The sequence below is a fragment of the Verrucomicrobiota bacterium genome (assembly GCA_016871675.1).
Lineage (GTDB): Bacteria > Verrucomicrobiota > Verrucomicrobiia > Limisphaerales > VHCN01 > VHCN01.
In genome coordinates this window covers 1-10,564 of the sequence record VHCN01000088.1, presented here as the reverse complement: position 1 = coordinate 10,564, position 10,564 = coordinate 1, and the positions used below count along the sequence as shown (strand labels likewise).

The window sequence follows — 10,564 nt, the reverse complement described above, 5'->3', positions numbered from 1 at the left end:
TGGGCGGGCCGCTCTGGTTCATCGCGTTCGAGGCCGCGCCGCCGCCGCGCCCGCCGCAGCCGATGAGCGCGACGTTCACCTGATCGCTGCCGGCCGCGTGCACGTGCGGCAGCGCGATGCCCGCAAGCGTCCCGGCGGCGGCGAGTTGACCGGACTGTTTCAGAAATTCGCGCCGGGACGGCGGGCGGATGAATGCAGTGCTCATGTCGCATGCTCTTTCGAGTCTTGGCGGGGTGTCAACCGCCAACCTCGGAACGCACCCGAGAAACACGGCGGCGAAGCATGGAGGCTTGCGCTTCACCCGCGCGCGAACTCCAGCCCCGTCAGCGTCCCCGTGCTCGTGCCGAACTTGCCGGTTTCGAGGCCGTGGTGCCGGTGTCCGTCTCCGTGATCTACCCAAAGTGGGTCGCGCCGATGGCGGAGGAAGGGAACGACAAGCGGCCAATGACGCCATGTCGCCCTGACCGCGGGCCATTGGGCATTGCGTCTTGTCCCGTTCACCCGTCACCCTCGGTCATGGCGCACATTCATGAGAAGATTGACTTCACGGTCGCAATCTTCGTCGTCCATGAGCACCGGGTGCTGCTCATCCACCATCGCAAGCTCGACAAATGGCTTCCGCTCGGCGGCCACATCGAGCTGGACGAGGATCCCGAGCAGGCCGCGCTCCGCGAGGCTCGCGAGGAAAGCGGGCTGGACGTCGAACTGTCCGGCGAGCGCCCGCCCACCACGGAGCCCGGCACGCGCGCGCTTGTCGCGCCGCGCTTCCTCGACATCCACCGCATTACGGACACGCACGAGCACATCGGCATGATCTACTGGGCGCGCCCGAAGCAAGGCGCGCTCGCCCTCGCCGTCGAGGAGCACCACGACATCCGCTGGGTGAGCGCCGGGGAACTCGACTCGCTCACGCCTCCGGTGAGCGGCGCAGTGAAGTGGTATTGCCGCAAGGCGATCGAGGAAATGCGGAGTGCGGAATGCGAGACACGGAACGGCTGAGGGTCCGCGTGATTTGTCGAACCGACGGCTCCTCCTGTTCGCAATTCGCGATCGGCAATCGCTCCGTCACCGCGCCGCCGCCCTGCAGCCGCCCGTCCTTGGATCGAAACTCACCGCACTGATGCGCGCGATCCGGCTCGTCGAGACGTTGTAACCGGCTGACTTGAAGAACGCCTGCTCTTCCGGCGGCCACTTCGCCTCGAATCCGATGTCCAGCCCGCCCTCGGTGTTCACGCGCGGCGCGGCCACCGCTTCGTCCACCGATGCACCGTCCACGATCGCACTGAGCAACACATCGAGCAGCGAGTTGGGGATGCGCCGCCCGCCGGCGCCGCCGAGCGCGAGCACGGGGCGGCCGCCGCGCGAGACCACCGTGGGGCACATGTTGTGCAGCGGCCGCTTGCGCGGACCGGGCGCGTTCGGATGGCCGGGCTGCGGATCGAACCGCGACATTCCGTGGCCAAGCGTGAGGCCGAGCCCGGGCACCGTGACGCACGCGCCAAAGCTGTTTCCGTGCGTGAGCGTGAGCGCGGCCATGTTGCCGTCCTCGTCCACCGCGCTGAGGTGGATCGTGCCCCCGTGCTCGCGCGAACTGCCGGACGCCGCGATCGGTTTCCCCGAACGGACGGCTTCGAGCACTCGCGCAGCGGTCAACTGCGCGCCACCGGCGGAAAGCAGTTTCGTGGCGAGCGCGTCCATGCCGCGCACGTCGCCGAGCAATTGCAGCCGGTCGCGCCACGCCGCGCGAAGGGTTTCGATCCGCAGCCACGCGCGCTCGCTCGACACGGGGCGGGTGTCCCAGCCGAGCTCCCGCAGCACCGCGAGCGCCTGCAACGGCGTCAGCCCGCCCGCGCCCACGGGCGCGGTGCGAACGGTTGCCCCGCGCCACGACACTTCGAGCGGCTTCACTTCGCGCGCCTCGAAGCCGGCGAGGTCCTTCGCCGTGACCAAGCCGCCATGCTTCGCGAACGCCTCCGCGATCCGCAACGCGATGTCGCCGCGGTAGAAGTCCCGAACAGACCGGCGCACGATGCACGCGCGCAACACCTCGGCGAGTTCCTCGTTTCGGAACGTGTCCCCGGCCTTCACCGGTTCGCCGGCGGGCAGCAACAGCTTCGCGGAACCGGCGTCTTTGCGGAGCTGGACAGCCATCGCGCGCGCGGCACCTGCGAACCCTGCGTTGACCACGAACCCTCGCCCCGCCAGTTCCGCCGCCGGGCTGAACACCCGCTCAAACGGCAGCCGTCCGAACCTGCGCCACGCGGCCTCGAGTCCCGCGAGTGTCCCGGGCACGCCGGTCGCGAGCCAGCCGAACTCGTTGATGCGACCGCGCACTTTCCCGTCCCCGTCGGGCTTGAAGATGTCCGCGCGCAGGGCCGCGGGCGCGACCGTGTTGAAGTCGAGTGCGGTCACGGCCCCGGACTTCCCGTGCGCGTAAACCATGCAGCCGCCGTAGCCGCCCGGCCCGCACTGGTGCGGCGCGAACACGGACGCCACGAGCGCGGCAGTGACCGCGGCATCCGCGGCGTTTCCGCCGTCTGCGAGCGCGCCCAATCCGGTCTTGGCCGCCGTGGCTTCGCCGATGACAGCACCGCGCGCGAATCTGGCCGCCTCCTGCTCCGCGCCAAACGCGAGCCGCGGTGCGAACATCGCGCCGACTGCTGCAGAAGTGCCGAGCTTGAGCGCGTCGCGGCGGGAGTGATGGGGCTTCATGGATTGCAGTCGAATCATCCACGCGCCGGCAAGCGGCGTCAATAGGCGGGCCCACGAGGCGCGCGGCTTTTGACGCGCCCCGGAGTTTCTGCAAGGGTCTGCCCTCGCCATGCACCGATTCACCCTCGCGATTCTAGCCGCCGCCGCGTTCGCACTCGCGCCGCGCGCCGCCGCGCAGGACGCCGCGCTCGACGCGCTCGTGTCCGTGCTCAAATCCGCCGACGACGCGCAACTCCAGCTCGACATCCTCAAGGGCATGACCGACGGGCTCAAGGGCCGCCGCAACGTGAAGATGCCCGCGGGCTGGGACGACGTCTCCGCGAAGCTCGCCAAGAGCGCGAACCCACAGGTGCGCGAACTCGCGCAGTCGCTTTCGCTCACGTTCGGCAGCGCGACCGCGCTCACGGCGTTGCGCGCCCGACTCGCGGACACGGCGGCGGCGCCCGCGCAACGCAACGCCGCGCTCGAGTCGTTGCTGGCCGCGAAGGATCCCGCGCTCGCAGTCACGCTGCACCAGTTGCTCGGGGAACCCGCGCTGCGCGCGCCCGCGTTGCGCGGGCTGGCATCTTACGACGACGCGAAAACGCCCGCCGCCGTGCTTGCGATTTATGGTTCGCTCTCCGCATCGGAAAAGCGCGACGCGCTCGGCACGCTCGTGTCGCGGGCCGCGTCCGCCCGCGCGCTGCTCGCGGCGGTTTCGGGCGGCGCGGTCCCGGCGAAGGACCTGCCGGCCGACCTCGTGCGGCAGTTGCGCGGGCTCAAGCAGGACGACATCACGGCGTTGGTCGGCAAACTGTGGGGCCTCACCCGCGACACGCCCGACGACAAGAAAAGGGAGATAGCCCGTTACCGCGCCTTGTTGGAATCAAAGCCCGCGCGGCCCGACGACCTCTCGCGCGGCCGGCTGCTTTACACCAAGACGTGCGGCCAGTGCCATACGCTCTACGGCGTCGGCGGCAAGGTCGGCCCCGACATCACCGGCTCCAATCGCGCCGACCTCGATTACTTGCTGCACAACATCCTCGACCCGAACGCCGAAATCCCGAACGACTACCGCACTGCGAACATCGAGACGAAGGATGACCGCTCAATCTCCGGCATCGTCACGCGGCAGGACGGCCAGTCGGTCACCGTCGTCACGCCCAACGAGACGCTCACGCTGCCGCGCGCGGACATCCGCACGCTGGCCACGAGCGAACTTTCGATGATGCCAGACGGCTTGCTCGCGAACATGACCGACGACGAAGTGCGCGACCTTGCGGCCTACCTTCGCGGCAAATCGCAAGTGCCGCTGCTCGCCTCCGCCGACACGGTCGCGCTGTTCTTCAACGCCAAGGACCTTAGCTACTGGGACGGCGACCCGGCGTTGTGGAGCGTCGAGAACGGCGAACTCGTCGGCAGGAGCGCCGGCCTGCGCCGAAACGAGTTCATCCGCAGCCAGCTCCTGCTGTCCGACTTCCGCCTCGTGGTGAAGGTGAAACTCGTTCCGAACACGGGCAACAGCGGCATCCAGTTCCGGAGCGAGGTGCTGCCGAACGGCTTGATGAAGGGCTGCCAGGCCGACGTCGGCGCCGGCTGGTGGGGCAAGCTCTACGAAGAACACGCGCGCGGCCTGCTCTGGAGGGACAGTGGCGAGGCGCATGTGAAGACGGGCGACTGGAACACCTACGAAGTGCTCGCGGTCCGCTCAAAGGTCCGCACGGCGATCAACGGCAAGTTGTGCGTGGACATGGATGATGCGCAGTTCGCGGCGAGCGGTGTGATCGGCTTCCAGTTGCACAGCGGCGCGATCCCGTTCGAAGTGCGCTACCGGGATTTCGAACTGGAACTCAATCCCAAGTTCGAGTTGAAAACGGCGAAGTGATCCCCGAGTTGCGTCGTGGCAGGGCGGCGGGGGGACGTTGCGCAAGCCGGCCGCCGATCACTTGTCCACCAGGATCACCTTCATCGCCTTGCGATCCACGGCGAGTTGCTTGCCGGGCGGCGGCGTCGGGAGCTTGCGGATCATCTTCTCCTTCACGAACACGTCGAGGTTCGTCGGGAAACTGTTCCGCGACATCATCCAGCCGTTCAACAAGTCCGTGAGCGTTTTGAGGTAGACCTCGGGGTCGGCGGACGCCGCGTCGCGCTCGATTTCCTTGAGCGCGGCCTCGCGCGATTGAGGCGGCTGCACGGCGACGGGGGGCGCGCCCGCGTCCCCTTGCTGCTGTGGTCTGGCCGTGGGCGGTGCGGGAACCGGTGTGACGGGCGGTGGAAGCGCGGGCGCGGGCTTGTCCCCGCAGCCACAGAGACTCAGCGCCAGTGCGGCGAAACAGGAGGCTGCGACTCCCGCTTGGGGGGAACGACCCGTGAATGTGTCCTGCATGGACGCCAACATAGATCAGCCCGCGACACACAAGCAAGCCGCGGGGCGCTGCCCGTGAAGCGCCGCCCGGGACCGCTACGGCCTGCGCGTCACCGCGGGTGCGGCCGCAGGCGCGGGCACCTTGATGGACCGTTCGCCGCGTTTCACCTGTTCGACGGCGCTCTGCGCGGCGTCCAGCTCGCGTTGCGGCGCGCGCACGACCACCGTGCCCGTGGCGGAATCGAACGTGACGCGCGCGCCGGAATTCGTCCGCGCAAGACTCCGCACGCCGGCGTTCTGGAAAAAGTTCTGAACAATGCCCGCGGCATTGGTCTGCGACGTGCGCACTGTGACGCTTTGCAACTGCGGCCCGCCGCCGGAGCCGCCGCCGGACCCGCCGAGGCCGCCGCCTCCGCCGCCACCCGCGCCGCCGGGCGGAACTCCGCCGCCACCGATTCCACCGCCAACACCCCCACCGCCCGCTCCACCCGCGCCGCCCCCGAGTCCCGGCGGTGGCACGAACGCCGTCGGCACAAACGTGACGCCCTGCAGTCCTTGCACAAACGTGTTCGGGTCCACGCGGAACGCGCGCGTGAACAGCGGCGGGTTCTCACTGTTGTTCGCCACAAACATCACCGCGTAGTCCTCCACCGACACGCGCACCGGTTGGTCGGCGCACTTCACAAGGATGTCGAGCAACTGCGCCAGCGTCACGTCGCGCACCGGCAGGCTCGTGCGAATGAGCACCGTGTCGAGGTCCACCGGCTGCGCCGCGGCCGCGGGAGCCGGGATGGGATTCCCGGCGGCATCGAGCGGCGGCGCGGGCGGTCCGCCGGGTGGGGTCGCGGCCGCGCCAAGCCGCGGGCTGTCGCGGATCACGGAGTTTACGAGGAAGTTGAGCCCCTTGCGCTCGGGGTCGAGCTTGCGCGATTCGTCGCTGAGGAATTTCACCACGTCGGGCAGCGGCACGCCGTCGAAGAACACCTCGTCGAACCGGATGGCGTTCAGCTTGTGAAGAATCGCGCGGCGGCCCTTGGTGGTGTGGACCATGTTCGGCACCTCGGAGTTGGTGCGGTAATACTGGTTCGGCACCGGAATCCTGGGCGGCTGTCTCGAAGGAGAAGCGCCGGGCGCTTGAGGTTCGGCGCCGGACCCCGACAGCACGATACCACCGACGGCAATGGCCCGGACCACGGCCGACGGGCGCGAGGCAAACCGAATCGTCCCGCGAGCGGCATTACTCAGGAGTTTGGGCGCGGTGCGCATAAGCGGGTTTGGGTCCGGTTTGCGGGAACCGGGTGTTGATTGATGAACATCCTAGCCCGGCGCGGCGCGGATGCAATGTCCGTCAGTGACCCGGCTCGGCGCCTGCCGGCCCTGAACCGGCGGGCACCAGCGGCCCGCGCTTCGTGGCGAGGCCGAGTTGGTAGCGGACAAGTTCGCCGCCGTGCCTCGGGCCGGACGGATCGCCGCTGGAGAAGAAATGAAACTTGCCGCCGCTCCTCGCCATGGCGGGCGCAAAGATGTTCTGGCTGTCGAACGCGCCCGGCGGACCGAGCCGCAGCATCGGGTTCTTCGGCGACTTGACCCACGCGGCCGCGGCCGGAGACGCGTCGGGCGTCTTCGCGGCGCGGGCATTGGTGGCGGAAGGAAACGCGAGCGCGAGCGCAGTCGTGGCCCAGCCTGCGGCGCTGATGGAAATGAACTGGTTCGTGCCGTGCGGGTAGCCGGACTCGAAGTAGGTTTGAATCGGCTTGCTGCGTGAAGTGACGAGCCACGAACCGTCCGCGAGTTGCTTGTCGAGCAGGTAGCGCAACCCGCGCTGATATGCCGCGTCCGCCGTGGGTAGTCCGCCGGCTTGGTGCAGGGCGACGAGCGCCGAGCTTGTGGCGTAGGCGTCGGTGTCCATGCCCGCAAGTTGCTCCCATCCTCCATCGGCGCGCTGCGTGTCGAGCAGTTCCTTCACGGCCTGCTTGATGTCAGCCTCGGGCGAGCCCGCGACGCGCAGGGCGCGCAGTCGGAACACGCGGTCTTCCGTGTCGTCGGCCTGGGTCTTGCGCAACCACGCGCGCACTTGCTCGAAGCGCCGGTCGATGCGCTCGCGCTGCTGCGGTGTGCCGAACGTCTTCAATCCGCGCAGCGCAACGTGCGTGGAGGTGAACAGGCTTTGCTCGGTCGGCGGCCGGCGCGACTGCGGCTTCCAATGATCGAGGTCGCGCTGCCACTGGAGCAGATACTCGGTGGCGGCGGCGGTCGTCGCGTCCGGCTTCCAGCCGCCGTTTTCAAGCGCCCAGAGCGCATAGCCCGCGGTGTCGGCCTGCCCACCCTGGCCTTTGCCCGCGAGATAGTTTGTCCGGTTTTTTTCGAGGAAGCCGGCCGTGAACCTGACCTGCTTCGCGAGTTCCTCCGCGTCAATCTTGATCCCGCGCGACTGCGCCGTGGCCAGCGCCATGATGGGAAGCCCCTGATTGTGACAGGTGAAGCACCGTTCGCGCTTCTCCATCGAGCCGCGCGCGCCCGCGGTGAGCAGCGGCAGCGACTTCTCGATGGCGGCGCGAAGGGCGGCTTCGCTGGCCGCGGGTGGCGCGGCGGCGGCGTTCATCGTCAACGCGCCCATCAGCACGCCGACACCGCAAGCGACCCGATGCGTCAACGGTTCGCGGGGCTTCATGTGACCGGGTCCATTCGTGCCACAATCGAAGGCACATCGCACGCGCAAATCTTGCACCCTTCGCCGCACGCGGCGTTCACCGGGTCAGCCCCCGTTCCCCGGCGCGCGCAATTGGGTCGAGCGCATTCTGGAAAGAATCCGCTTGAGATTGCGCAGCGAACGAATAGAACTCGCCCAACCCACGGGCCTCGTGCTCGCGCCAACGACCGCAACCATCCAACCCGCTCACCTCATGAAACCACTCTGTCTCTTCGCGCTCGCCGCCGCCGTCTCGGGCGCCACCGCTGCCGACTTCCGGTTTGAGCCGCCGGTGCGCATCAAGGGCGGCGACGCCTACGCGCGCGTCGAGAGTCCCGGCTGGGCTTGTCCCGCGCTGGCGGACCTCGATGGCGACGGCACGAAGGACTTGCTCGTCGGACAGTTCAACAAGGGGAAGATCAAGGTTTATAAGGGGCTTGGCGGCGGGCGCTTCGCCGCGGGCGAATGGCTCAAGGCGCAGGGCGACGTGGCCGAGGTGCCCGGCGTGTGGTGATGCACGAGCTCGACTCCACAGTTTGTGGACCTCAACGGCGACGGCTTCGGCGACATCCTTTCCGGCTCCTACTCGCGCAACGAACAGCCCATGGCCGGACTGTTCCAAGTGCTTTGGGGACAGAAAGGCGGCACGTTCAAGCGCGCCTCGGTGCTCAACGGCACCGACGGCAAGCCGCTCATCATCCCATCGCAGGGCGAGAAAGACGTGGTCGAGAGCATCTGCACGCGGCCGTTCGCCGTGGACTGGAATGGCGACGCCAAGCTCGACCTCGTGGTCGGCACGTTTTCCGGCAGCTTGTATTTGTTCCTCGGCGAAGGCGGCGGAAAGTTTCAGCCCGCATCGCAACGCATCACGTCCGGCCGCAAACCACTCAAAGTGCCCGGCCACCACGGCGACCCGTTCATCGTGGATTGGGATGGCGACGGCGACCTCGACCTGCTCAGCGGCTCCGACAGCGGAGGCGTGCAGTGGGCCGAAAACACCGCAGGCAAGGGCAAGACGCCGGTCTTGAAGCCATTCAAGACGGTCATCGCCGCGAACACCCCGGTCGCGACCGGCGAGTTTCTGGATGAAAAGGACATCGCCGCGCCATCGTCCTCCATGCGCATCTGGGTCGAGGACGTGAACGGCGACGGAACGCTCGACATTCTCGTCGGCGACAACGTCACGCTGATTTCACCGGCGAAAGGCGTGAGCAAGGAAGACTTCGCCAAGCGCCAAGCGAAGTGGAAGGCAGCCATGGAGGACGTCCAGCGCGACCTCGGCAACTCCAGCTCCGGCTCCAATCGCGCCGCGATGGAACGCTACCAGAAGCTCTATCAGGAGCGCGCTTCCTTCATGAACGAGGAACGCACCGGCTACGTGTGGCTGTTCGTGCGGAAGTGAGCGCGCGGCACCGCCCGTGTGCGCGAAGGCATGGCCCGCCTCGGCATCCCCGCCGACACCGCCGCGAGCGTGCCGATGAACGTGATCCACCAGATCGCGAAGGAAATCGGCTCCAACCACGACATCGCACTCGCGCTCTGGGACACCGGCTATCCTGACGCCCGGCTGCCCGCGCCCTTCGTCGCCGAAGCCGACCGGCTCACACCCGCGGAAATGGACCGCTGGCGCCGCGACCGACGAGCGCAACTTCATGAAGAAGGCCGTGAACTGGGCGCTGCGCGCAACCGGCCGGCGCAGCCCCGCGCTCCACGCCGCCGCCTGCGCCCTCTCGCGCCGGCTCGCCGCTTCCCACAACGCCACGTCCCGTTGGATCGGCAAGGACGCGCTCAGACACCTCAGCAAGCGCTCGGCGATCAAGAAGCCCGCAACGCAACGCAACGTGTGATCGAGATGCTGCGACACCACTCCCGATCCGACCCTCAATCCATCGCCGGCCGCGAGAGCACCTCCACCGGCGAACCGACCTCGATGTCGCCCGCCTCAATGACGCGCCAGTAGATGCCGCGAAGGTTAAGGTGCCGGGTCGGTTTCATGTTCACGAACCTCAGCGCGTCCGCGCCGAAGCGCGCGTTGAACTTGTGGCAGCCGTCGTGCGGCATCGGGGTCACTTCGACCACCGCCCCGCCCACGCGCAACCGCGACCCGACCGGCAGGTTCGCCACGGAGAGATCGAGGTCCACGAAGAGATTGTCACCAAACAGCGCGAGCGACTGGCCGTTGGCGACCAGTTCGGCGACGCCCGTCTGCATCACGGCCAGCTGCGCGGCGGGATCGGGCGTTGATCGTCCCGCCCAAGCGTCGCCAGGCAGCCCCGCCTCCGGCGAAACGTGCGCGCTGGCGAGGACTTCGCGCGCGTCCTTCGTCGGTCGGCGCACAATGCCCGTGAGCCGCCCGGCTTCCTTCGGCGCCGCCGGCAGCGCGCGCAAGCCGGCTTCCAGCGCGGCCGTGTCCAGATGGCGCGCGGGTTCGCCGAGCGCGGATTCGATGCGGGTAGTGACTTCGTTCATGGCAAACGCGCCGACAGTAAGCCGCCCGCCGGCATCTCGCAAATCCAGTGTGGTGCCGCGCCCTCGCCCGCCCGATTCACGTCGCACACGCGCACGGCGGCGTCCACGATGGCGCAGGTGATGCGGGCTTCCTCGGCGGTCGGATAAAGGAGCGCCACGGCGTCGCGAGTTTCGCCGGCTACGCCTCATACAGCAATATCAAGAACTGACCCCTTTACAACCTTGGTGTTCTTCGTGGGAACAGGTTGATGGCGCCGCGCTCGCGTTCTTTGAGGTGCAGCGCAAGGTCGAGGATGATTTTGCCGGCAATGAGCACGAGCAGAATCCCGGCCCCGGAACCGAGGGCGAGA

The 10,564-nt window shown here is 68.1% G+C and carries 11 protein-coding genes and 1 pseudogene; 6 read left to right on the top strand and 6 right to left on the bottom strand.

Going from position 1 to position 10,564, the window contains the following annotated elements:
- Positions 1 to 205: twin-arginine translocation signal domain-containing protein (locus FJ386_13950; GenBank protein MBM3877795.1), on the bottom strand; the 205-nt coding region annotated here is incomplete at its 3' end.
- Between FJ386_13950 and FJ386_13945 the strand changes: the two genes are divergently transcribed.
- Positions 193 to 999, top strand: a complete 807-nt coding sequence (locus FJ386_13945) for an NUDIX domain-containing protein (protein ID MBM3877794.1) — start codon at positions 193 to 195, stop codon at positions 997 to 999. The genes FJ386_13950 and FJ386_13945 overlap by 13 nt on opposite strands.
- Positions 1,000 to 1,065: 66 nt before the next feature.
- On the opposite strand, the gene FJ386_13940 is transcribed toward FJ386_13945, so the two are convergent.
- Positions 1,066 to 2,970: a hypothetical protein gene (locus FJ386_13940; GenBank protein ID MBM3877793.1), complete on the bottom strand. Its 1,905-nt coding sequence runs from the start codon at positions 2,968 to 2,970 to the stop codon at positions 1,066 to 1,068.
- Here FJ386_13940 and FJ386_13935 point away from each other — a divergent pair.
- Entirely contained in the window at positions 2,912 to 4,576 is a 1,665-nt protein-coding gene (locus FJ386_13935; GenBank protein ID MBM3877792.1) for a DUF1080 domain-containing protein, read from the top strand. The two genes, FJ386_13940 and FJ386_13935, sit on opposite strands and share 59 nt — an antisense overlap.
- Before the next feature lie 57 nt (positions 4,577 to 4,633).
- Here the strand turns inward: FJ386_13935 and FJ386_13930 are convergent, their stop codons facing one another.
- Positions 4,634 to 4,885 carry a hypothetical protein gene (locus FJ386_13930; protein ID MBM3877791.1) on the bottom strand — a complete coding sequence of 84 codons (252 nt, stop codon included), beginning with the start codon at positions 4,883 to 4,885 and terminating at the stop codon, positions 4,634 to 4,636.
- A 267-nt stretch (positions 4,886 to 5,152) separates the two neighbouring features.
- On the bottom strand, positions 5,153 to 5,404 hold the full coding sequence (locus FJ386_13925; GenBank protein ID MBM3877790.1) for a hypothetical protein: 252 nt from the start codon (positions 5,402 to 5,404) through the stop codon (positions 5,153 to 5,155).
- A gap of 25 nt (positions 5,405 to 5,429) precedes the next feature.
- Between FJ386_13925 and FJ386_13920 the strand changes: the two are divergent.
- Positions 5,430 to 5,537: pseudogene (locus tag FJ386_13920) on the top strand (DUF2497 domain-containing protein).
- A gap of 867 nt (positions 5,538 to 6,404) precedes the next feature.
- Here the strand turns inward: FJ386_13920 and FJ386_13915 are convergent.
- Entirely contained in the window at positions 6,405 to 7,727 is a 1,323-nt protein-coding gene (locus FJ386_13915; protein ID MBM3877789.1) for a hypothetical protein, read from the bottom strand.
- Between the two features lie 232 nt (positions 7,728 to 7,959).
- On the opposite strand from FJ386_13915, the gene FJ386_13910 reads away from it, so the two are divergent.
- The 3 genes from FJ386_13910 (at position 7,960) to FJ386_13900 (ending at position 9,592) form a co-directional block, all read left to right on the top strand.
- Positions 7,960 to 8,259 (top strand): hypothetical protein, encoded by a 300-nt coding sequence (locus tag FJ386_13910; protein MBM3877788.1) that lies wholly within the window; start codon positions 7,960 to 7,962, stop codon positions 8,257 to 8,259.
- A 24-nt stretch (positions 8,260 to 8,283) separates the two neighbouring features.
- The gene (locus tag FJ386_13905) at positions 8,284 to 9,147 is read left to right on the top strand and encodes a VCBS repeat-containing protein (GenBank protein MBM3877787.1); all 864 of its coding nucleotides are present in this window, start codon (positions 8,284 to 8,286) and stop codon (positions 9,145 to 9,147) included.
- Positions 9,148 to 9,397: 250 nt separating this feature from the next.
- Positions 9,398 to 9,592: a hypothetical protein gene (locus FJ386_13900; GenBank protein ID MBM3877786.1), complete on the top strand. Its 195-nt coding sequence runs from the start codon at positions 9,398 to 9,400 to the stop codon at positions 9,590 to 9,592.
- Positions 9,593 to 9,626: 34 nt separating this feature from the next.
- On the opposite strand, the gene FJ386_13895 is transcribed toward FJ386_13900, so the two are convergent.
- On the bottom strand, positions 9,627 to 10,214 hold the full coding sequence (locus FJ386_13895; GenBank protein ID MBM3877785.1) for an MOSC domain-containing protein: 588 nt from the start codon (positions 10,212 to 10,214) through the stop codon (positions 9,627 to 9,629).
- Between the last annotated feature and the right edge of the window lie 350 nt (positions 10,215 to 10,564).

Excerpts from the sequence above, each read along its gene's own strand:
- FJ386_13945 (MBM3877794.1), top strand. The coding sequence starts at position 193 with ATGCAGTGCTCATGTCGCATGCTCTTTCGAGTCTTGGCGGGGTGTCAA.
- FJ386_13940 (MBM3877793.1), bottom strand. The coding sequence starts at position 2,970 with ATGCCCTTGAGGATGTCGAGCTGGAGTTGCGCGTCGTCGGCGGATTTG.
- FJ386_13915 (MBM3877789.1), bottom strand. The coding sequence starts at position 7,727 with ATGAAGCCCCGCGAACCGTTGACGCATCGGGTCGCTTGCGGTGTCGGC.
- FJ386_13910 (MBM3877788.1), top strand. The coding sequence starts at position 7,960 with ATGAAACCACTCTGTCTCTTCGCGCTCGCCGCCGCCGTCTCGGGCGCC.
- FJ386_13900 (MBM3877786.1), top strand. The coding sequence starts at position 9,398 with ATGAAGAAGGCCGTGAACTGGGCGCTGCGCGCAACCGGCCGGCGCAGC.
- FJ386_13895 (MBM3877785.1), bottom strand. The coding sequence starts at position 10,214 with ATGAACGAAGTCACTACCCGCATCGAATCCGCGCTCGGCGAACCCGCG.